At 38.0% G+C, this 23,017-nt stretch carries 19 protein-coding genes; 3 read left to right on the top strand and 16 right to left on the bottom strand.

Annotated features, from left to right (window positions below; all coding sequences use genetic code 11):
* The first annotated feature begins 21 nt into the window (after window positions 1–21).
* Window positions 22–1,341: an SH3 domain-containing protein gene (locus tag HYB91_RS06280; protein WP_002677983.1), complete on the top strand. Its 1,320-nt coding sequence runs from the start codon at window positions 22–24 to the stop codon at window positions 1,339–1,341.
* 4 nt (window positions 1,342–1,345) lie between these two features.
* Window positions 1,346–3,349 (top strand): ABC-F family ATP-binding cassette domain-containing protein, encoded by a 2,004-nt coding sequence (locus HYB91_RS06285; protein WP_002677976.1) that lies wholly within the window; start codon window positions 1,346–1,348, stop codon window positions 3,347–3,349.
* Window positions 3,350–3,363: 14 nt separating this feature from the next.
* On the opposite strand, the gene HYB91_RS06290 is transcribed toward HYB91_RS06285, so the two are convergent.
* The 15 genes from HYB91_RS06290 to HYB91_RS06355 all read right to left on the bottom strand — a co-directional run bounded on the left by HYB91_RS06290 (window position 3,364) and on the right by HYB91_RS06355 (window position 20,055).
* Window positions 3,364–4,641 carry an ATP-binding protein gene (locus HYB91_RS06290; protein WP_002677975.1) on the bottom strand — a complete coding sequence of 426 codons (1,278 nt, stop codon included), beginning with the start codon at window positions 4,639–4,641 and terminating at the stop codon, window positions 3,364–3,366.
* A gap of 169 nt (window positions 4,642–4,810) precedes the next feature.
* Window positions 4,811–5,434 (bottom strand): DedA family protein, encoded by a 624-nt coding sequence (locus tag HYB91_RS06295; RefSeq protein WP_002668779.1) that lies wholly within the window; start codon window positions 5,432–5,434, stop codon window positions 4,811–4,813.
* 10 nt (window positions 5,435–5,444) lie between these two features.
* The gene (locus HYB91_RS06300) at window positions 5,445–7,397 is read right to left on the bottom strand and encodes an NAD(+) synthase (RefSeq protein ID WP_002677974.1); all 1,953 of its coding nucleotides are present in this window, start codon (window positions 7,395–7,397) and stop codon (window positions 5,445–5,447) included.
* Window positions 7,398–8,405: a prolipoprotein diacylglyceryl transferase gene (lgt, locus tag HYB91_RS06305; protein WP_002677973.1), complete on the bottom strand. Its 1,008-nt coding sequence runs from the start codon at window positions 8,403–8,405 to the stop codon at window positions 7,398–7,400. It abuts the gene before it with no gap.
* 15 nt (window positions 8,406–8,420) lie between these two features.
* Window positions 8,421–10,607 carry a FapA family protein gene (locus tag HYB91_RS06310; RefSeq protein ID WP_002677972.1) on the bottom strand — a complete coding sequence of 729 codons (2,187 nt, stop codon included), beginning with the start codon at window positions 10,605–10,607 and terminating at the stop codon, window positions 8,421–8,423.
* An 11-nt stretch (window positions 10,608–10,618) separates the two neighbouring features.
* Window positions 10,619–11,761: a nucleotide-binding protein gene (locus HYB91_RS06315; RefSeq protein ID WP_002677971.1), complete on the bottom strand. Its 1,143-nt coding sequence runs from the start codon at window positions 11,759–11,761 to the stop codon at window positions 10,619–10,621.
* Window positions 11,752–12,150 carry a hypothetical protein gene (locus HYB91_RS12995; protein ID WP_002677970.1) on the bottom strand — a complete coding sequence of 133 codons (399 nt, stop codon included), beginning with the start codon at window positions 12,148–12,150 and terminating at the stop codon, window positions 11,752–11,754. Before HYB91_RS12995 ends, HYB91_RS06315 begins: the two co-directional genes overlap by 10 nt.
* Window positions 12,151–12,200: 50 nt before the next feature.
* A complete protein-coding gene (locus HYB91_RS06320) occupies window positions 12,201–14,084 on the bottom strand; it encodes an alpha-amylase/4-alpha-glucanotransferase domain-containing protein (protein ID WP_002677966.1) in 1,884 nt (627 codons plus the stop codon).
* Window positions 14,085–14,175: 91 nt separating this feature from the next.
* Window positions 14,176–14,715 carry a hypothetical protein gene (locus tag HYB91_RS06325; protein ID WP_002677964.1) on the bottom strand — a complete coding sequence of 180 codons (540 nt, stop codon included), beginning with the start codon at window positions 14,713–14,715 and terminating at the stop codon, window positions 14,176–14,178.
* Window positions 14,712–15,305: a hypothetical protein gene (locus HYB91_RS06330; protein WP_002677962.1), complete on the bottom strand. Its 594-nt coding sequence runs from the start codon at window positions 15,303–15,305 to the stop codon at window positions 14,712–14,714. Before HYB91_RS06330 ends, HYB91_RS06325 begins: the two co-directional genes overlap by 4 nt.
* Window positions 15,306–15,797, bottom strand: coding sequence for a hypothetical protein (locus HYB91_RS06335; RefSeq protein WP_002677960.1), 492 nt, complete (start codon window positions 15,795–15,797; stop codon window positions 15,306–15,308).
* The gene (locus HYB91_RS06340; protein ID WP_002677954.1) at window positions 15,790–16,824 is read right to left on the bottom strand and encodes an RnfABCDGE type electron transport complex subunit D; all 1,035 of its coding nucleotides are present in this window, start codon (window positions 16,822–16,824) and stop codon (window positions 15,790–15,792) included. Before HYB91_RS06340 ends, HYB91_RS06335 begins: the two co-directional genes overlap by 8 nt.
* The gene (locus HYB91_RS06345; RefSeq protein WP_002677953.1) at window positions 16,821–18,107 is read right to left on the bottom strand and encodes an SLBB domain-containing protein; all 1,287 of its coding nucleotides are present in this window, start codon (window positions 18,105–18,107) and stop codon (window positions 16,821–16,823) included. Before HYB91_RS06345 ends, HYB91_RS06340 begins: the two co-directional genes overlap by 4 nt.
* Window positions 18,104–19,561, bottom strand: coding sequence for a hypothetical protein (locus HYB91_RS06350; RefSeq protein WP_002677952.1), 1,458 nt, complete (start codon window positions 19,559–19,561; stop codon window positions 18,104–18,106). Before HYB91_RS06350 ends, HYB91_RS06345 begins: the two co-directional genes overlap by 4 nt.
* Window positions 19,562–19,566: 5 nt before the next feature.
* Window positions 19,567–20,055 carry a divergent PAP2 family protein gene (locus HYB91_RS06355; protein ID WP_002671411.1) on the bottom strand — a complete coding sequence of 163 codons (489 nt, stop codon included), beginning with the start codon at window positions 20,053–20,055 and terminating at the stop codon, window positions 19,567–19,569.
* A 61-nt stretch (window positions 20,056–20,116) separates the two neighbouring features.
* Here HYB91_RS06355 and HYB91_RS06360 point away from each other — a divergent pair, with 61 nt between their 5' ends.
* A complete protein-coding gene (locus tag HYB91_RS06360) occupies window positions 20,117–21,034 on the top strand; it encodes a pseudouridine synthase (protein WP_002677951.1) in 918 nt (305 codons plus the stop codon).
* Here the strand turns inward: HYB91_RS06360 and HYB91_RS06365 are convergent.
* Window positions 21,023–22,852, bottom strand: coding sequence for a methyl-accepting chemotaxis protein (locus tag HYB91_RS06365; protein ID WP_002677950.1), 1,830 nt, complete (start codon window positions 22,850–22,852; stop codon window positions 21,023–21,025). The two genes, HYB91_RS06360 and HYB91_RS06365, sit on opposite strands and share 12 nt — an antisense overlap.
* Between the last annotated feature and the right edge of the window lie 165 nt (window positions 22,853–23,017).

Consider the following 23,017-nt stretch of genomic DNA (forward strand, 5'->3'; position numbering starts at 1 on the left):
GAAATATTTTGAGGTATTTACATGAATAATTTTTTTCAAAAACGAAAGCTGTTTATTTTTATCGCAGTGATTGTTGCATCGTCAGCTCTTTTTTTGAGCTCATGTTCAAAAAAGCTGGGTTACGGTGTAGTAAACTGGTCAATTCCCGAATATAACCTTACTGCAGGAGATATAATTCCGGTTTATGTAAAATCGAATATTGAAAAGGTTTACATTGTAGGCCTCAACGAAAAAACATCCTTAAGAGTCGAGATTCCTCTTTGGAAGATAACCTTTTTTGAATCAAAAAAAGATGCCGCCAGGTTTCAGGCAAGGTTAAGCGAACATAAACACGCTTATGCAAGGGTTAAGTTGGACGGTCTTCCGATGCGGTCAAACCCCGACAATACCTCAAATCAGGTTTACCGATTAAAATTAGGACAACCTGTAAAAATTCTTTGGTTTGGAGAAGGCGTTCCGGTTTTAAAGGGCGGAAAGCCTATGGACGGCCAGTGGTATGAGGTTATAACCGAGGACGGCGTAAGAGGTTGGTGCTTTTCATATAATCTAAGCATCTATGATGAAAGAGAAAACGAATCCTCCGAAGGCACAAATTTAGCCCAAGAAAAAGATGCAGAGCTTGAGGCGGTTCTAAACGAATTTTGGTATCCCGAACATTACAGAAAAATGATAAACAACAGGCAGGTTGATCTCGATAAAATGAGCCTTACTTGGGGCTTTTTCCCCGGTTTACGGTCAGGCATTGCAAGAGTCGAACTCCAAAACACAAGGCTTTCTTTTCCATACACGAAGGTTGTCAAAATCGGAAACAAATACCTCTTTGAGGGCACCAACCTTTCGATGCAGATAAGGGGTAAGGATATCATCACTCTCGAATTTTCCGATACTAACGGAAAACTCAGGCAGGAAAATTTTATCACCCTAAATGCCACACCGGAAAATATTATCAATAACGAAATAAAAAGAAGAGAGGCAGTCATACAAAAGATAGCCAAAACTTCAACCGAATTTACATCGGAAAATTTCGGGTCTTTGAAAATACTGCCTGACGGTCAATTTATTTGGAGCGGTTATAACCTTATTTCCCCCTCCATTATACCTTCGGGAGCAGGATCTTCAGGAAAAGTAAGCTTAAAACATTTTTTGGACAAAAAACTTTTATCCGACTATGAAGGTGTTTTAAGTTTTAAATTTGAAAAAAGCCCTGAGCCGGTTGTATTTATGTACAGTATTTCCTCCAAGGGGCTCCGCCTTGAAGCTGTAGAGTCTTCAAGTATACAGGATAATATTGTAACACGCCGGAGTTTAGATCCGGTAATATTATTCTTTGCAGCAAAATAAAGCCATGCCCTTTATACAGCTTTCAAAGATTTCTCTTGCCTTTGGGGACAGAGATATTCTAAAGGATATAACCCTCATTTTAACGGCCGGAACAAAGGCCGCCCTTACGGGAGCAAATGGCTGCGGAAAGTCTACATTAATGAAGATTGTTGCCGGTCAAATAAAGGCTGATTCAGGGGATATAGCCACAGAAAAAGATACGTCAATAGCATACCTTCCCCAATCGGGAATCGTCCACAAGGGCAAGACCTTGGCAGAAGAGGCCGAAACAGCCTTTGCCTACGGCTATGATATTATCAGGGCCATGGATGAGGTCGGCGAAAAGATGAAAACCGAAAAAGATGAGCAAAAACTCCTCGCCTTGGCAAACGATTATCATGCCTTGCAGACAAGGCTTGAAAATTCCGGCTGGAATTCAAAAAAGGGTCTTATTGACGAAACCTTACGAGGCTTGGGCTTTTCTTCAGCGGATTTTAATAAGAACACGGAAGAATTTTCGGGCGGCTGGCAAATGCGTATAGCCCTTGCAAAGGTTCTTTTACAAAATGCCGACATAATTGTTCTTGACGAACCCACAAACTATCTCGATATCGAAGCCCGATCTTGGCTTGAGCTTTGGCTTAAAAAATTTAAGGGAGGCTTTTTGCTTGTAAGCCATGACCGCTACTTTTTGGATCAAACTGTAACCGAAACTTACGAGCTTTTTAAGGGAACCTTAAAAAAATATAAGGGAACCTACAGCGATTATGAGAGGATAAGAACTATCGAAGTTGAAGGCCTTATAAAGGCATATGAGCAGCAGCAGGAAGAAATAGCCAAAACCGAAGACTTTATCCGTAAATTCAGATATACGGAAAGCCGCGCAGCCTTGGTGCAGGACAGAATAAGGCGGCTCGAAAAAATGGAAAGAATAGAGCTTCCCGAACACCTAAAAAAAATCCGCTTCAGCTTTCCTCCGGCACCCCATTCGGGAAAGATAGTCCTTCAGGCAGAAGGAATAAGCAAGGCGTATAGCATGGCCTCTGGCCCGGCTGTAAGCCCGACCCACAGCCAAACCGGCGGCCTTCATAGGGTAATCGAAAATTTGGATTTAACCGTCGAAAAGGGCGAACGCCTTGTTTTGGCAGGAAAAAACGGAGCAGGAAAATCGACCCTTCTGCGTATTCTTGCAGGAGAGGATAAAAACTTTACAGGGAGCTTAAAAGAAGGTGCCGGAGTTAAAATGGGCTATTTTTCGCAAGATGAATCCGAGACCATTACGGGGAGCGAAAGCATAATAGACCTTCTCGAACGCTCGGCTCCTACCGATCTTGTTCCTAAGCTTTACGATATGCTTGCAGCCTTTTTATTCCGAGGGGACGATATTTATAAAAGCCTTTCGGTCTTATCGGGAGGAGAAAAATCGAGGCTTGCCCTCCTCCTTCTTCTTTTAAAGCCCTTGAACCTTTTAATATTGGATGAGCCCACAAACCATTTGGATTTACATTCAAAGGATGTGCTCTTGGATGCCTTAAAACGATTTGACGGAACCGTAGTCTTTGTATCTCACGATAAGGGCTTCATACAGGACCTTGCAACAAGGGTATTGGAACTCAAGGCTGACGAAGAGGGCTTAAAACCCTCAAGGATAAGGAATTTTCCGGGAACCTATGATTATTATCTTTATCGGATCGAACAAGAGGAGGCCGAAGATAAAAACGGGGGTATAAGAAAAACCGATAACACAAATCCTTCAAAGACTTCAGCCAACCTATCCTACGAGGAACAAAAACGCCTCCGCTCGGAAAGAAGAAAACTAGAAAAAGAAGAAGAAAGGCTTTTAAACGAAATAGAAAAATGCGAAACGGAAATAGCGGAAAATGAAGCCCTCTTAGCAGAGCCCGAAGTCTACTCCAACGGCGAAAAAAGCAAGGCGGTTCAGAAAAAAATAGAGGAACTACGGTCAAGAGCTGAAGAACTTTCGGAAAGCTGGGCAGAGGCAGCTTCAAAATTGGAAGCGAGTGTTTAAATCGGAAAGACCTTTTACCACTTTAACGAAGTTATCGGAATTACAAACACCCCGTCTTTACGGCAGTAAGCAGCATTTGCTAAGCCGCATATAACACCCATAAACTTAGGATAGCCGGCCCCTTCAGCTTTTAAACTGTCCCTTATCCTAATAAGATTTGTGGCAGCCTCATCTATTTGATTTGCTCCAAGTTTAATTTCAAATGCGGCCCAAGAACCGTCCTTCATTTCTATAACGGCATCTATTTCCCGATTTTTATAATCTTGATAATGATAAACCGATGCATCAAAAGTATCGGCATACACTTTTAGGTCTCTTTCGCATAGAGCCTCAAACAAGAAGCCCAATGTTGATAAATCGGATAAAAGAGTTTTTTCTCCGGCCCCAAGTAAGGCACAAGCCAAAGACGGGTCTGCAAGATGCCTTTTTTCCATTTGTTTGATACGTACGGAAGACCTAATATTATGAGAGAAAGGTAATTGATTATCGGTTAAAAAAAGGCGATCAAAGATATTAAGATAAGTTGCAGTAGTTTCTATATCAATATCTTCGTAATCTATTGAGCTGATATCGTTTTTAAGGGTGCGGTTCGATGCCGTACTGCTTTCATTGCGGGCAAGGGATTTAAGAAGGAGCTTCATTTTTGATGCATCTCTTTTTATACCGTCAATCCTAAACACATCATCTGACAAAATAGCATGGAGATATTCTGCTGCCGTTTTTGATGAATTTTTAGCACTATAACCTACATTTGCAGGCCAACCGCCTCTGATTATTAAATTTATAATATCAAGCAGGCTGACTTCTTTTATCGGAGAAGAACAAGATGAGCCCTCACAAATAGCCTTTAGCGAAACCTCCCCTGTAGAATCCTTTGACTCATACAAAGACATAGGCCTCATCCTCAATCTGCCTATCCGCCCCGCACCGCTGTGCAAAATCCCTTTATGATTAGGTGTGGCGGAACCGGTAAGTATAAATTGACCTTTTTTGCCCCTCTTATCCACTTCAAAACGTACAGCATCCCATAAAAGAGGAACATCCTGCCATTCATCTATAAGACGGGGTGTTTCACCCAAAAGGACAATATCGGGTGTCATCTCGGCCATTTTTCGATTTTGAAAAGAGCCTTGAGGTGAACCTAGGTAAAAAGAGCTTTTACTGTGATAGGCTGATGACCATGTTTTACCACACCATTTAGGCCCTTCGATGCAGACAGCTCCAAAAAGAGTCAAATATAAATCTATTTTATCATCTACAGCACGGGGTATATAATTTTGAACCTTTATCATATAAAATTCCTAGTAAATAAATTATATACCAATCCTATATATTTTGCAATGCCAATCCGATAGATTTTTGAATATCAACCCAATATATTTTGCAATGCCAATCCGATAGATTTTATATCAAGTAAAGATTCACATAGAAAAAATAAGCTAAATCAAAGTAAAAAAGGTGTTATTTTTTTTCTTGGTCGAGTTTTTTATCGGCAAATTGGAAGAGCTTTCCCGAAGTTACAAGATAGGCACCGGCAGCCAAGAAAAGGACAAACATTACAATTCCGAATATCTTCATAAAATCGCCGCCTTTCCTGCCAAAAAAGTAAACCAGACTGTACAATACGGTAATATTACATATTGCAGCTATTAAATCATAGATAAAAAATTTATAGAACGGATATTTTACGAAGCCGCTCGTCATCGATACCACATTGCGGACTCCGAAGGGGATAAAGCGGCAAATTATAAATGTAAAAATGCCGTGTTTTTGAAGGGCTTTTAAAAGGCGGTAAGTATTTTCCTTTGTTATAATTTTTGAAAAAAGCCCCGTCGATATCGATCCCTTAGCAATCAACCTCCCCCAACCATATACCATACAGTCGCTTATAAAAGCCCCTGCATACAGAGCTGCCAAAAAATTCGGAATGGAAGCCTTTTCGCCTTGAGAAAAAATAGCCGACATTGCAACAAGAATATCTTCCGAAATAGGTATATTAAAGCCTCCGAGCAGCAGACCGATAAAAGCCACAAGAGGAAAATAAGTTATATAGTTACCTATCCAGTTCAAAAACGCCGTCAACATGCAGGTTATGTTACATTATTTTAAGTAAAAATTCAAGCTCTGTCAGCCATATTTTTGCAGATATTTCGGACGGCATAAGCCATTCACCTCGAGGAGAAAGCGAAAAACCGGTAACCGAAGCTCCTTCGGGGCAGCAGGATCTTTTAAACTGCTGTGAGAAAAATCTTTTATAAAAAAGACTCAGCCATTTTAAAATTTCGTCCTTGGAATAAGAGGAATTCTTAAAGGCTTCACAAGCAAGAAAATAAACCTTTTTAGGCGAAAAACCGTTTCCTATTGCATGATAAATAAAAAAATCGTGAAGTTCATAGGGACCTAGTATATCCTCGGTTTTTTGAGAAATTTCTCCGTTTTCAGGCGGGAGAAGTTCCGGACTTACAGGCGTATTTATTATATTTGATAGAAGCTCAAAAAATGCGTTGTTTTTCTTTTCATCTTCAAAAAAAATCTTATTTTCGGCAAAGGCAAATATACAATCTTTTAGAAGAGTCTTTGGAATTGAAGAGTTGACCTCATACATCGACATCTGATCCCCTCCGTAGGTCATCCATCCCAAGGCCGACTCAGAGAGGTCTCCCGAGCCCACCATTATACCGCCGATTTGGTTTGCCTTATCCATCAAAATCTGAGTCCTCTCACGAGCTTGGGCATTTTCATAAGCAATATCATGATTATCGATTTTCTGTCCTATATCGGAAAAGTGCTGCAGCATAGCCTTTTCAATAGGGATTTCCAAAAGCGTACAGCCCAAGGTTTTTGCAAGAGCCGAAGCGTTGGTCTTTGTTTTTTCGGTTGTGCCGAAACCCGGCATGGTAATGGCATAAAGATTTTTAAAATCAATATTTAAAAGTTTAAGGGCATAGGCACTTGCAAGGAGGGCCAAAGAAGAATCCAAGCCTCCGGAAATACCTACAAGGCATTTTGAACAGCCTATAAACTGAAGCCGCCTTGCAAGGGCAGAGCTTTGAAAAAAAATAAGTTCCGAAAAGAAATTCTTATAGATAAACTTTTTATGAAGTTCATCGCAATCAGGTAAAAAAGGATTTTTTTGTACATGATAGTTTAAGGTCTTCTTGGTATTAAAGCGTTCTTTTTCGATCAAAATCTCCCAATCGGAATCAGTAGTTTTCGAAAATCTTGAGCTTAATTTTTGTATATTTAAAAATTCCGTATCAATGTCGGAAGATATGTAAAAATCTTTTGCAAATGATGTAAACTCAAGTTCTTTTCCGTTTTCAAAAATACCGCATTCGCCTGCAAAAAAATAATCCGAAACCGACTCCCCCATTCCGCAGTTTGCAAAAGCAATGGCCGATTTTTTTGCGGCTGAAAGAGCCTTATACCCTTGCCGCATAGCAGAAGAACCAAGAGGCTTTGAAGGCTCTGCAAGAGGATTTAAAATAAGATCGGCACGAGAAGAAGAATCAAATGAAAATGAAAAGCCTGTGTTAAAACCGCAAGAATCCTTATAGCTTACAATAAATTTAAATTCCTTTCCAAAGGGAATATTTTCTCCGCAAAGCGGAATCAGGCACGGAGCATCTTCAAAATCGCAAAAATAGGAACTTAAAAATCCGTAAGGAAGATGCGGAACAAGGGCTATAAGTTTTCCGTTTTCGATTACGGCCGAACAAGTATAAAGATTTTGCCTATATAAAAAAGGAAGACCGATAACAGACACAATAGAAAACTGCTTAGTTTTTTCGGCTAATATCTTTACCGCGTCAAGGGCTTTTTCGATTAAAAGAGACTGTTTAAAAACGGAACCTAAGGAAGCCCCCGTAATTGAAAGCCGAGGAAAAAGAATAAGATTTGCACCATCTTTTTCGGCTTTTTTTATCTCTTGAAGATGAATATTCACATTTTCTTCTATGTCTGCAAGAGAAATTTTAGGCGATGAAACCGCAATACGGTAAAAGCCGAGTTCTTCAATACAAAAGTTAGAGTCCTTTTTTTTATCCATCTATATTTCCTTTTTTTCTTTTAACTTTTTTTCTTGCAAATAAAGAATTAACATCGCAGCAAGAGAGGCTAAGATCATCAAACTACATAGAATTTGCCCGGTAGATATGTTTTTCCACGATTCATAAACATAAATATTGGCGGCCCCTGTCCCAAAGGATATTGGGTAGCCCTTATTGGCATCCGGCTGGCGGAAATATTCGATAAAAAATCTAAAAAAGCCGTAACCCAATGTATAAACACAAACCAAAAAGCCGTCAAAGGGCTTTTTCTTGCGAAGCAGCCATAAGATAAGCCAAAGAATAATCCCTTCAAAAAAGGCCTCATAGAGCTGGCTCGGGTGGCGGGGCAGATTTATCATAGAGGCTCCATCCTGTACAAGCAAACCTGCTTGTTCTGCAAAATCCCTGACCCAACTTTCGGCCAGATAAAATCGGTCGGAAATTGGAGTTTGAGGAAAAATCATTCCTATCTTACTCGTCGTTATGCGGCCGTAAAGCTCACCGTTTGCAAAGTTACCGAGACGTCCGAATGTGTAGCCTAGAGGAATTGAAACAGCCATAAGGTCTGCAACTGCCGCAAATTTAAATTTAGATTTTTTTGTCCAGAGGATGACCCCTAGAAAACCGCCTATAAAGCCTCCGTGATAGGACATACCTTGAAAGCCCGTAAAGGTTAGATTCCCGGCTCCATCCCTTGCAAATGGCCAAAAAATAAGCCAAGGAGCTTTTAAGTAGGTTTCAGGATTATAAACCAAGGTTCCGAAAATTCGCGCGCCCAAAATAAGCCCTAAAATTCCCCAGATAAAAAGGTCTGCAATATCATCTTGTGTCATAGCTTTTTGACAGCCTGAATATCGTTCAAATTCGCCCTTGTTTACCTGATAAGAAAACAAAAAATAGGCTATTCCAAAAGCAACAAGATACATAAGACCGTACCAACGTAAAAACGACAGCCCCGGAATAATTTCGGGATGAAGCCATGAAGGATATTGTATAGCTAAAAGCATCGCCAACCACCTTTATTATTCTAATTCTACTTCAACTTCTTTAATAGGTGAACATATAATTTGTCCGTTTTTTTCATCGAACTCAAAAAATACGTTATGATGAGTTTCCATAACTTCAAAATAGCGGCCGTGACTTTCAAGTACAACGCCCGGATAAACCGAACCTGTAACCTTTATTTTTGAAGGAATGTGAAATTCAAAATTTTCTTTTAGATTAAATATGCGGACCGTAAGAGCACTGTTTCTTTTTAAAAGCTTAACCTTTTTCTGTCTTAAGGCATCGACATCAGGGGGATTTGCCTGCAAGTCTTTTTCGATTTTTGCAAGCTCGGCATTATTATCTTCTATTTCTTTTTCACGGACTTCAATTTCATCTTTTATCAAGTAATCCTGTCCGAACGAGATAATTGTCCTTATGGTTTTTTCGGCCCCCAAGTCATGAACCGAAACACCCTTTGCAGCATGGATGCTTCCGCCTAACAGTACCCCGGGGTTGCCTGTCAAATGAACGGTACCGTTTGTTTTTACCAAACACTTAAAACAGTAAGAAGCTATACTTATATCGCCGCCCGAAAAAACTCTGGCATTTTCCGCATATTGTAAATCGGTTTTATCCTTAGCCCAAACGGTTCCCCTTCCCTTTCCATTTATACCGCCGTTTAAGGTAAGAGAATCCTCAGAATAAATCAGAGCTTTTTCTACAGTTCCGGTAATTGTCAATTTTCCCTTTGATTTTACCTTTACGTCATCTTTAATATCTCCGGTAATAATCAGGTTGCCGGGAAAACTTATATCGCCGAATTTGGTATCTATATCGCTTTGAATGGTTTTAAGCGAAGAGATTACAAGGGCATTGTTAAAAAAAGAAAGCTCTCCCGATTCTGCAGCAAAAAACTTAATAACGTGCTTTTCTTCGGTAACTTTTATTGTTTCATCATTAGCAGGCAAATCTGTGGGCTCGGCATTTTTAGGGTCAATAAACTCACCAAAAACATTTTTACCCTTTTCTCCCTTAGGTAAAAGACGGGCCGTTAAAATCAGGGCATCTTTCTCGACAGTTGCCGTACTAAGCTCTTCATTAAATTTAACCGACCATTCAAGCCTGTAAGAGCCGGGAGCAATCGGAGGAGTTCCGCTTAATATTACAAACTCGCATTCATCGTTTAACTTTCTTGCAGATTCTATAATTTCGTTTATTTTTGCGTCCGAAATTGAGTCGAGAAGGTTGACCTCGTTTAATGCCGTTTTTACGCCTATTACCGAAAGTCTTTCTCCTGCACCCAGTCCCGACTGCAAAATAAGAGAAACTTCCATCTTATCGCGGCTTACTACGGCTCTTACCTTTGCATCCCTATATGGAACTATACGGATCTTTAAACCTCTTTCGGTATTCGCTATTAAAAGAAGACCGGTTTCTCCTGCACGCAGCTCTGAATGGTTTTGTACTATGTTTCGTAAATCCAAGAAAAAAGGATCATTGCCTGGAAGCCCGGGAATAGATTGACCGTATACATCAACACCGGCCTCTCCCAATCCGGCATCTTCAACCTCATAGATAAGATCGCCTTTTTCGACAACCGTAAGGGTTTCAGCTTCGGAAAGAGGATAATCTTTGTCTGTCGTGGGGTTTTCCACATCAGGGGTACGTAAATCGGGCCTCTTTAAACGGTCTGCCAAACGCTGTACCTCATGGTCAGGTATTTGTTCAAAATGAGTGATAAGTTTTTTATCGGGCCCTCGTTTTGGGGGAGAACCTTCGGCAATCTGCATCGAGAATTCCATCTCTGAAGAATTTATAAAATCGTTTAAACCTTCTTTTACCTTTTCCGTATCGATATTTGCAATATTACTTCTCTGGAGAAGTCTGTTTATAGTAGACATGTCCACTTCGTTAGCGGAATCGGCAGCCTTTCTTACATAGAGATAGGCCGCCGTTTTGTCGTTATTTGTTGTAATTCTTGCATCAAAGTTGGAATCAAGCTCAAGCGGCAGTGAAACGGGTTCTATGCCGGAGCCGGTATGTTTTTTTAAATAGTCCTCAATAGTTTTTTTACTTACCAGAGATGAGCTTTTTATTCCCTTTCTTTTTGCCTCAAGAAGAATCTCATCGGCTGAGGGGCAATTTTCAGGCTCAAGTAAGGCTGTAAATGTTAAAAACCACTTCCCACTGTTATTTTTCTTTAATGTCCACAACTTTTCCATAAACTTTTTTCCTATACTTTAAAGCCCTGCTTAAGAGCCTTTGCTATTTTTGTTTTTAATAATAAATTTTCATTCCTAAGCACATTTATCTCGAATTGCTGAGATTTTATAATTTCGCTCATTTCACCCGAAGACAAGACCTCTCCTCCTATCAAATCATCCAAATATTCCATTTTAGACTTAAAGTCCGTTTCAGCTTCGGCTTCAGCCGACATAAAAGAATAATCGGAAAATTCTTGAAAGTCTTCTCCACTATAATTTTCGGCTTCAGATTGAATAAGTTTATCGGCTATTCGGTATATAGCCTGAGAAATCATAGACTGAGGTTTATACCTGATTACCGGAAGCCTTGACGCAAGAGCCTTATCCTGAACGGCATCCGTATATATTACACCCAGATGCTCAAGATCAATATTTAGGTACTGCTTAGCAGAACGGCGTATCTTCATAGCCTTCTCCGCATCCTTTGGATCATCCATCATGTTCATTATAATGCGGGGTTTAAAATGTGAAAATTTGCTTAAAAACTTTTTGGTATTGTCAGGGTCAATAGTCATTAACTCTTGCGTTATTGTCGGGATATAAAGACGCTGCATTCCGGGAACATCATTTTTTAGTTTTTCAAAAAAAACACCGCCATTAGACTTTGCAGGAAATGAAGAACACATCATCCTAAACACAATGTTTTTTAAAAACACATAGGCATCAAGAGTAGAGGTTACCGAAGGGGATGTAATTATTATTCCTTGCGGGGACAGTAAAAAAAAGTCTAAGATGCCTAAGTGAGTTCCGGCACCTAAATCCAAAATCAAAAAATCGGCATCGAGTTTTAAAAGCTCTTTTACCAAAGAGTTACGCTGATATATTTTTAAAGCGGCAAAGCCGGGAATTTCGGAATCTCCCGGGACAAATCTTACATTTTCATAATCCGTGTCGATTATTATATCTTTAAATTCGGCTGCCTTTGTTAAAAAAGTGCCTATGCCGTTTTTGCGTCCTTGAACGCCTAAAACTAAGTGCAGGTTTGAAGCTCCCAAATCAAGGTCGGCCAAGGCTACCCTCTTACCGGCCTGCCCCAATGCAATTGCAAGATTTGCAGCTATAAGACTTTTACCCACACCGCCCTTTCCGCTGGCAATAGGAATTATTTGCATAAAGACCTCTCCCTTTTTAAGCATAAAATTAATATCAAAGTATCAATATACAAAAATAACCTTGTTACCCGAGTTTGGAAAATAAACGCATCGGCAGTCCAATCCGTAAGGCTTACAAAACGTGCAGTTTTTATCAAAAAAAACCATGCCGCAATAATGGATAAAAATTTAATACCGGCAATAATCCTTAAAAGCTGGTGAAAATCTTTTTCTTGATGTAATAATAAAAAGAAAAACACGGCCGGCATACATAAAAAAACGAAGGCAATCCAATCAACAATACTTAAGGGCCAAGGCTGAGCCTTTTCAATATAAGTAAACAAGAGAACTCTGAGTATTTCTATTGCCAATGCCAATATATAAAGCATATAAGCCAAAGCGCGTCCCATACTTACAGTTTACGTAAGTAAAGCCTTGCGGTCAAGAGGGATAGAGGGCTTTATTTTTCTTTTCCCGCTTTTTTTGCATCTACCTTAAAGAAAAGAAGCTTTTCCGTTTCAAATCCGGAATTTAAATCGACCTTCCAAAAAAACAGATTTCTTATTCCCATAATAGGATTTTTTGCCTCAGAGATTTTCTCGTATATGGGAAGAATAATACACTCTGCAGCCTCATTAGATTCTATGGTAAAGACAGTCTTCCCTTCAGGTTCCGTTATCTGAACCCAAGAAACCTTTGAAAAGGTATTTTTTTCTTGAGAAGCCTCATATTTTTGATCATCTGCATAAACTGAAACGCTTGCAAGTTTTTTTTCAATAGGGCTTACGGACAGGTCTATTTCCACCATAAAATAAGCTGAAAGATTAAAGGGACTTTCATTTTTTAAAATATATTGAACTTGGACACCCTGATCATTGAAGCTGTATTGTTTGCGCAAGGATACCAATTGATTAAAACTGCGGAAGCTTCCTTCGGTTTTCATTAGAAGCTCAAATTTAACCCTGTCAAATTTTACATCCTGATAAAGATTTTCGCAAAAAACCGGCTTGGCAACAGCAGACTTAAAGTCCCCCTTTCTAATTGTTTCAAGCTCATCCGAAGATATAAGATGGTCTACAAATAAGCCGGTCTCTTCGGAGCAGATATCTGCATAGTTTTTATAGGCGGAAAATACATCCATCTCAAAAATCTTTCCGCCTAGAGCGTGAATATACATATTAAGATGTTCCCGCTGGGATATAAACTCCTTAATGCCATCCAAATCAAAATCCAAACTGGTTAAAGAATCTGCAAAAACACCGGGGATTCGAGTCTGCTTTTCGGCTAAAAGCAGATTTCTGTAGCAGTACTGCCTTAAATCTCTGTTATATTTTTTATTTTTACAATCCAAATTAAAAAGTATTCCGCTTTCAGCCTTCCACAAATCCAATGAGGAATTATTTTTGCGGGCCTTATCACCACGCACCTGGTTTACAAGACTATGGACATAGATCATCTTTGCATACATGGCATAGACATTGGGTTTATTGGCTAGAAGCTGTTTTACGGAGCTGTTTACAAGTTGATTTGAAAATATTGCATTTGAGGATATAAAGCCTTTTTGATATATTCTTTTATTTTTAATTATTTGTCCGGTATGAGTGAGCGAAATAACGGAGTCGGGAGACGAAATACGTTCAAGAAATTCCTCCATCCACGATTTTTTGCCCTTTGATTTGTCTAAAAATCGAACTGCTGTTTCTACGGATAAGAAGACGACAACGCTTGTTTCGGTAACTACACTTGCATAATTGCATAATAAGTCATAAAAGGCTGCCGGCTGCAAATCGGTATTTTCAAATTCATAAGTAGAAGGAATACCGAATAATATTTTTCCGCCGTCTTCCATACAAACCGGAGCAAATGCATTTAAGCCGGCCTTAATAAAAAAACGGAAATCAAGAAGGCAATACTCCATTCCGCATTTTTGTAAATTGGGAAGAATATTGGGATTCCATGCAAAATAGGGCAGATACATACCGCGGGGCCTCTTATAAGAATGTTTACGCAAAGTATCAGTCATGTACTCTATCTGCCCTATGAGGTCGGATGAAGGAATCATCGAGATAAATGGCTCATAAAAGGCATTTCCCAAAATCTCGACTTGTTTTCTATTGTGCATTTCGTAAATAACATCAAAAAAGGAGGGGTTTTTACGCTGTATCCATTCTAAAAATCTACCGCTAAAGACAAGAGTAAAGGGAATAGAAGGAGAAGCATATAAGCTTGAAAAAAAATCTTTGTAGTCTTGAGTATAATCTTCTTTTGAAAACTCATCAATTACGTTATAGTCTGCATGAACGGCAAAACATATCTCCAGTTTTTTTTTACTGTTCTTTTCCACAAAAACCCCTTTACATTTTTACAATGGTTCAATTATAAATTATAAACAAAGCCTTGTCAATCCTGTAATACTTTTCAAAAACGGTTAAAAATTAAAAAAAGGGCGATAGATCAGTAAGATAAAAAGCCGATAACATCAGCCCCATGCTTATCAAAAATAGAGACGCTTTTTTCCATTCGGTAAAAGATTCTTTATCCGCTGTTTTTTGCTTTATTGCATTTAGAACAAACAAAAACACAAAAAGACTAAAAAAACCCGAAAAAATCAAAGCGAGACATTCTCGATATGTAGATGCCTGATAAAGGCAAAAAAATACGAGTCCCCAGCTAAAAATCTTTTCTTCAGGTTTTAAACCGCTAAACTTAGGCCATACAAGCTTAAAAATCAAATTCAATACCTCTAAAAAACTTATAGTCAAAACAGGGAGAAGAAAACCGGCACCAAGAGGGTTTAAAATATAACGGCATAAAGCCCAAACCAGACTAACCGATATCAAAACTACTATGACATTTTTAATAAAAAATGCATATACTTTTTTTGGGTTTTCAAGATAGATATAGAGGCATTCCAAACCTATTCCATATACAAAAACAATCGAAGATACAAAGGTATAAAATATAATCAGACTCATTCTTCCTCTCCCATCTTAACAGCCGGCAATTCTTTTGTAACGGAAAAATAAATCCATATTATAAGCCCGAGGATAATAAAGGCTCCGGCAGTGGTCCCTAAAAAACGGAATAGAGGATGATTTGAAAAATAAGGCAGCCGAAGCGATAAAAAACCCGATGAAACAGGAAAAGAAAGCGAGCCGAAAGCAAAAAATTCCCTTAAAGCAGATAAACTCAAAATCAAGACGGAATACCATATAGGTAAATCCAATGATTCAGAGTCTTCATAATATTGTTTTAGGCCCAAAAAAATAATGTAGGAAAAGGTTAATATATACGTATATACTTGAAGGGGGCCGTGTATTATAGGTAATATACCTTCCAGCAAGGCATTGACCAAAGCCGTACCGGTAATCATAAATATACTTACAAACACATAGTTAAAACGGTTAATATCTATCAGCTTCCCTACATAATTTCCTAAAATTCCCAAAAAAAAGATAACCCACAATGAAACGGTTAAGACAATTCCGTATGCAAAATTTGAAGCAGCAGGAATTATGGGGCATAAACCGAAAAGAAAGACGATCAACTTCTTATTTGCAGCCATTTATTTTTTCTCCTTATTGTTTATCTCAAGCCGTTCAAAGGCAGAGGCTAATTTTTGCTCGGAAATGCTTATACTCAAAGGGATTATGCCGTAATATATAGCCGGTCTATCGGCAATTCCTCCCCCCAAACCGCAAAAAAAGCATTGTCTTTCCTCTTTAAAGTAGAGAAACATTCCTTGATATATTCCGTATTTTCCGCTCATATTTATAAAAGCGGCATAGCCTTTTTTCTCCTTCATCTTGACTTCAAAAACCGCATTACAAAAATTCATATTTAGCGAAGAAGGTTTTAAGGTTTTTATAAATTCTACACCTTGATGTTTCGAACAAAGCGGAGAGTTTTTTAAAATATAGTCTGCATCCTGTAAATAGGCATCGTTTTTAAGTCCTGAAATTATATAACCGCTTCCCCACAATATAAGTCCCGATGCAATAAAAAAAGCAAAAAGGAGGAGGTGTTTTTTTATTTTTTCTACATTCGAATTATTCATAAAGACTCCTTTTTTTAGCCTGTATTTTTATCTCAAGTCTTTCGATAAGAGGAGAAATTATATTGCCGAGGATTATGGCAAAGAATATTCCTGCAGGCGATGCTCCATGGGCACATATAAAAAAGGCAAAAACTCCTGTAAAAAAACCGATCATAGCCTTTCCATATTTGGTTTTGGGAGAAGATGCAGGCTCCGTCATAACAAAAAAGGCTGCAAATAAAATGCCGCCCGTTAAAACAGCCGACAGTATGTCTCCCGTAAAATAAATATTTGAAACAGGGATCATTCCGAAAATCCAAACTAAAACAGCATAGGTTGCCAAAAAAAACGCAGGAAGAATATAATCCACAGCCCTGATAGAAAACAGTATTATCGACGACACCAATGTAACTATATTGTAACGGAAAGCAGGTATTGATGATGTAGAATTTAAAAAGAGGCTTATATAGCCTTCAGGAAGGGTTACGCCTACACCGTGTAATAAAATGGAATTAAGAGCAGAGGTAACGGTAAAATCCGTTTTAAGTTTTAAAAGGCCGTTTGCCTCCATCACGGCAAAAAAACTGCCTTTTTCAGCTAAGAGTGAAAAATCTGAAATCAGCGGCGGAAAGGCCTCCGGCCGGGAAATATATGCAGCACAGACTGCAAAAGCAACAGGGTTCAGCCAATTTCGCCCTGTTCCGCCGAACACGGTTTTTACAATAAATACCGAAAAAGCACTTAAAATAAAAACAAAAACAAATCCTATACCCGTAGGCATAAAGAAACCTATCAGCAGACCTGAAATTATCATTTCGAGGGATAAACCGAATTTTGAAGAAGCCAAGTATCTAAGTAAATTTTCTACAAATAATACGCCCATAACGGCAACAAAAATATTTAACAGAGCATAAAGGTCGGCACTCAGCGCCAAAATCAAAATTTGGATACCTAAAAGAGATAAAACGACAATATTAATTTTAAAAATGGGAAGGCGTGTATACACAAATGGAGCTGCCGTCAAAGACAAGTTAGAATAAGATTTCATAAAAGATTTCCTTTTTTAATTTTTTTTGACATCTCTAAAATAATGGAACACAGGGGAATCCTTGAAGGGCAGCAGGAAGAACAACAAGCACAACCGCTGCAAATCTTTATTTGTTTTAAAATGTCCTCGTTTAAGTCCTCAGCTTCAATGGATTCGACTATTTTTTTAGGTTCCAAATATAGAGGACAAGAATTAAAACATAAACCGCAATTTATGCACTCTTCTATAGAGTGTTTTTTTATACTATCCTTCCCCGGAATATGAATTGATTTTAAGGTACTCGTTACAGGTATATCCAAAGTATCGGCAGATATTCCGCCGATAAGCCCGTTCAATATAATTTGTGCCGGCACGGTTTTAAAGCCTCCACACTCTTCTATAAGATTTCCTATAGGTGTCCCTATCTTAACCTTTAAGACCTTGGGTTCATTGATAGCCTTACCCGTTACAAGAACATAAACAGAGGTTATAGGATTATTTGTTCTTACAACCTCATATGTATACATAGCAGTAGGAATATCTATTAAAAAAGGATTTTCCTTATTTGCAAAATAATTTTTTTGAACAAAGGGATAATCATTAGATGCATTTATAAATTTTACCCTACAAAAAGGCTCACAAGTTTCTGAAATTTGCTCTAACTTGTAAAGATCTTTTTTTGCCAACTTATGAATACAGGTGACAGAAGCAGCATTGAGGATTTTCGCCATTATACCAAGCCCCTCTGCAACATCTTCAAAAAAATGATCAAACAAGATTGAATCAATACCTGAAGAAGGGTCCTTATCGAAAAGGTTTATATAGATATCGGCCTCTTCCTTTTTTAAAGCATTTCTTACCTGATAAATAAGGGGCACTGTTGAAAAATCAGCCGTATTTAAAATTCCGGAATAACCTATTGCTCGAACAATTTCGGAATTAGAAGAAGTCCTCCACGGATAATCGGCAGATGGGCGGCCTAAAATATCAAAAGCCCCTTCAAGTTTTACGGCTGCAGCATGAATATGCTTTCCGTCCGGAAGGGTAAAGTCAATAAAATCATATAAAATTCCGGGAATAGAAGAGTATATGCCGACCGAAAAAGGTTCCTCAGTACGGGCTATAATTTGACCTTCTTTTACGGTCTCTCCTTTCATAACAAGGGTTTCCGGGCGCTTTTTAGAATCAAAAGCTATAGGTATAAAGGCCTTTTGAGGTAAAAAAGCATTGCCCTCAAACGAGGCAGGCAGCTTAGGATATTCTAAAACTTCTTTACCCCGTTTAAATCTTAAAAATTCCGTCATTTTTCAAACACTCTCAATAATATAATCATTAACGGCATTATAGCCGAAACAAGGGCAACAAGCAATGCTGCACTATTATAACGGTTAAGCGGAAATTTCTTAGGTGCATAAGAAGCCGTAATAAACCTTCCCTGACTGTAAAGCAGGTCTTCGATAGAAGGGCTGGTCCTAAAAGAAATAACGCTTTTTATAAACTCATCATCAAAATTGAATACAAGGCCGTCTTGTTCCGTAACTACACCGTTTTCATCTACGGAAAAATCGTTAAAACTGACCCTGTCATTTTCTTGAGGAGAAAGACCCAGGCGGGTAAAGGGAATAACCTTTGCATTCCATGTATCCGAAATAAGGTTTCCAAGATCAGGAAGGTCATCTCCCGTCCTTATTTTTTTTAATTCATCAAAGGCCTTTTTTGAAAAGCCGGGAATTCCGACCGAGGCCTCAGGCATAGGCAGATATAGGGTATTTTGATATGCCTTTATGGTTTTATTAAAACTGAAATATAAAAACAAGGCTGAAAAGACAATAGAAAAAAGGGCACAAGAAGAAACGACAAACAAATGCCTTGTATGCCAAAATTTTGCGATAGATTGCGGATTCATCACATAGGCCCGTATTGTTTTATGAATTTTTTGCGTATCCATCTTCTCTTCAGCAAAAAAACTAAACCTTTCAATGATGTATGTAAAAGAGGCTGAAGCCGATATTGCAAAGACAAAAAGAACAAGCGAAATATTACTGTTGAATTTTGCAATTATCAAAGCAACAAAGGGGAAAAAAACTAAAAGAGGATTTTTTTTGATTCTGGACACAAGCTGTTCTCTTGTAAATTTTAAAGAGGAACCTATGGCTTCCATCCAAAACGCAAGAGTATACATAATTATAATTGAGGAAGAAAGAGCTAAAATTCCCCTCTGAAAGGCTGCGTAAATAACAAAGGGAAAGGCTGCAGAAAAATAATTTTTTTTACGGCTTGTATAAAAAAAAGATACTGCAAAAAATATTAAAGCAATAAAAAACTGAAAGGCCGAAAAAGAAGTATCGTTTTCTATAAAAAAATACCCGGTATTTTTCTTTAAAAATCTAAAAAAGTCCTTAGTTATATGCTTATCGGATGGAATATACATATATCTTATATTTTCCTGATCATTTACGAACCACTGAGTGTAACGCTCCTTATCGGTAAAGGGATAGCCGGTATAACCTTGTTCTTCCAAATCCGAAAAACGGGTTTCTATGGTTTGAGAAGAAATTATCCCCGTAATACCGTGTTCTTCGGCTGCCTGTAAAATTGCAGGTTCATCTACTTCCATGGGTAAAAAAAGGACACGGTAGTCCTTCCACAATGTAGACATTGAGCTCATCGGAACAAATATTAACAAGAAAAAAGAGAAAATCAATAAAAAACCTGCAATAATATCAAAACAGAAGATGTATTTTTTAGGCTGATTCATAGCTCTTATCCAAAATAAGCAAATAATATTGATGTGATTATACCAAGAATAATGCCGGCAACAGCTTCAACGGGCTTGTGTCCTTGGATTTCCCTTACGGCCCTAAAATGATACCCTTCATTCTTTTCGGCAAACTTTGCACCGAGGTCATTTAGAGCCTTAGCCTGCAAACCGCTGGACCTTCTTACGCCTACAGCATCCCTTATAACTATAAGTGACATAAAACAGGCAAAAATAAAAAGATCCGAATCAAACCCCTGCCTTATACCTATGCTGACGGTTAAAGATGCTACAAGAGCGGAGTGACTTGAAGGCATTCCGCCGGTACGCCAAAACACCAGCTCAAAAAAATCTATAGGGGTCTTTATTGAGGCATTAAATAATGCAAAAATAGTCTTTATAATCTGACTCATCATCCAGCTTGTTATAGCGGACAAAAAAATCGGATTAGAAAAAAACATAATCCACTGCATTTTATACATCGCTTCCAACATATCTTTAATTCTCTACAAAATAGCTCTTTTGTCAAGTCTGTAAATGGTATATAATGTATAAATGAGTAAAGAAAATAAGATTTTTTATATAGGCGAAGATGATTCAGGCAGGAGACTGGACCGTGTAATACGAAAATTTTTAGGAAAGATGCCCCTTTCCGGCGTATATTCGGCAATACGCAGAGGGAAGATAAGGGTCAACGGTAAAAAAGAAAACGGAGCCTACTTAACCCAAAAAGGCGATGAAATTTCAATGGATTTGAGCCTATTCGGCTTAACTGCACCCGCCTACGAAGAACAAGTAAATTCTGCAATTTTAAAACCTGATGTCCTATTAAAAACCGATGATTTACTCTTTATAAACAAAAGATCCGGAGAGCTTGTACATGGAGAAAAAAGTCTTTGTGAGGCTGTTTTAAAATATTTTCCGTCAAAAGAAAAAAGTCTTTCCTTTAAAGTAGGAGCCCTGCATAGACTGGATAAGGATACAAGCGGAATTCTAGCCTTTTCTCAAAGTTTAAAAGGAGCCCAAGAATTTTCAAGGGCCCTGCAGGAAGGAAAGATAGGTAAATTTTACATCGGAATAACTGAGGGGCGTCCTTCTTTAAACGAATTTAAAAGCTCAATCGACGGAAAAGAATGTCTTTGTCTTATAAGAGTTCTTGATTTTTCAAAAAAAGAAAATTTAAGCCTTGTTCTTTTTAATCTTATAACCGGAAGGAAGCACCAAATAAGAATGCAATGCTCTCAGTTCGGCACTCCCCTTTTAAACGATAAAAAATACGGCTCAAAACAAAAAAAAGCATTTTCTGAAGATTTATCAAAAAAAACTACATATTTTTTACATGCCTATAAGTTAATATTTTCGGAACCGTTTTTAGACGACTTACCAAAGGAGATTACCGCCCCCCTTCCCGAAAACTTTAAGAGGGCGGTCAAAAGTTTATTTGGTATAGATTTGGTAAGCTTAAAAACTTAGTTGAGACAGGTACTTCATAACCTTAGTGACAGCCTCTTCGTTCTTTTCGCTTATTCCGCTTACCTGAGTTATAATTTCATTTATTTGTCCGGTATCGTTTCCTATACCATCCATACCTTGGTTTATCAGTTTAGAAATTTCTACCAGTTTTGAAATTTCTTTGCTGACCTCAGTATTTCCTTTAAGTATTTCCAAGGAACCGCTTTTTACATCATAAGTTATATCGCTTATTTCTTTTATGGCATCCAAAACTTGACTGCTTCCGGAACTTTGCTCTGTCATAGCATGCATTATAGAGCTGCTTCCGTCATTTACCGTCGAAAGAATTTTCATTATTTCGGCAAATTGCACTTCCGTAGTCTCGGCGGCAGAATTAAGCTCTTCAATCTTAGTTTTGAGATTATTTAATACGGTTGTAATTGTTTTTCCTTGAGTACTTGATTCTTCAGCCAGTTTTCTGATTTCGTCAGCAACTACGGCAAAGCCCTTTCCCGACTCTCCCGCATGAGCAGCCTCAATAGCCGCATTCATTGCAAGAAGGTTTGTTTGACTTGCAATATGCTGAATAACATTAGAAGCCTCCAAAAGTCCATCCGAATCATCGGTAATATTTTTTGCTATAGTGTGTGCGGTCGAAACGGCTTGATTGCCTGATTCGGCAGAAGCATTTAGTTTTTCGATGGAGTCGACATTTTCTTTTACGGTTTTTGTTACGGACTGAATATTGGAAACCATTTCTTCTATCGTTGAAACGGATTCCGTAACGGCTGCAGACTGACTTTCAATATTCTTTCCTAATTTTTCTATACCTGAGGCCATTTGATTTAAGGTCCCCTGCATCTTTACAACACCTGAAGATTGATCTTGGATATGATTTCTGGCTGAAGAAATATTATCGGTTATTTTTCTGACTGACTCGGATGTTTTATCCATATTTGACAAAAGAAATTCGGCCGTATCTCCTGAAAGGCCTACACTTTCATTAAGCTCCTTTATAAAAGTTTTGTTAAAAGTCAAAAGCTTACCGATATCCACCAGTAAAAGAGCTATCTCATCCCTGTTCCAGCTTGCAACAGGTTCCCTCTTATAATTTCCATCAGCCAGATCCTTTATTATTCTTTGAATCAAAAAAATTCTAACTTCGATAGATTTGACAATAATCCCTAAACTTAGCACCGATAAAATTAAACCGTAAATGAACAAAGGTAAAACGGAATTTATAAGTCTTTTATAAATATTCTGATTTTCAAAACGGACAATAGGAGCAAGTACAAGAAGAATAACGGCTATAATACAAGTAATACTTGCAATAGTAACTTTTTTTATCATTGAAAACGACAGGTATTTTTCTTCGACAGGAATAAAGGAAACCCATTTTTCAAAAGCTCTAATAGTACTTGAAGAAAATATAGTACCCAACAAGAATATATTCCCTATAGTACTAAAAAGAGAAGATAAAAATAAACCGGTTTTATCAATAATTCCAATTTCCAAAGATATAAGGGGAACGATAGCGGTAAACAGCAACGGTATGACCAATAAAAAAGTTTCATACCTTAGGATGTTTTTCTTTGCTTTTTCAGGATTTTCTTCCCAGTTTATAATTGCAGGGAAAAAAAGTTTTTGTTTTACGACGGGACTTAAAACGGCAATCAGAATACCTATTATAAAGACCTTTGAGCTCACAACAGCCTTCAAATTAGATGAACTTCCGACAAAAATAGAAGTAAAAAAATTACCGGCAATCCAACCAAGATTGGTAAATAGATCAAAAACTAAAATCTTTTTTGGCGGATGGGGAACATTAACTTTTTCCATAAAAACTTTCTCCTTTGTTTATTATATCAATTTTAAACCTTTTCTTTAAATTCTGCAAGATAACAATTTGATTTATTATGAATATAAATAAGTAAAATGAGGAAAACAAAGGGCTATTAAGATAAACCGGCCCTGAGCCAAGTTAAAAGCTGAGCCGGTTTTTTT

It is taken from the genome of Treponema sp. B152, assembly GCF_024181665.1.
Lineage (GTDB): Bacteria > Spirochaetota > Spirochaetia > Treponematales > Treponemataceae > Treponema_B > Treponema_B denticola.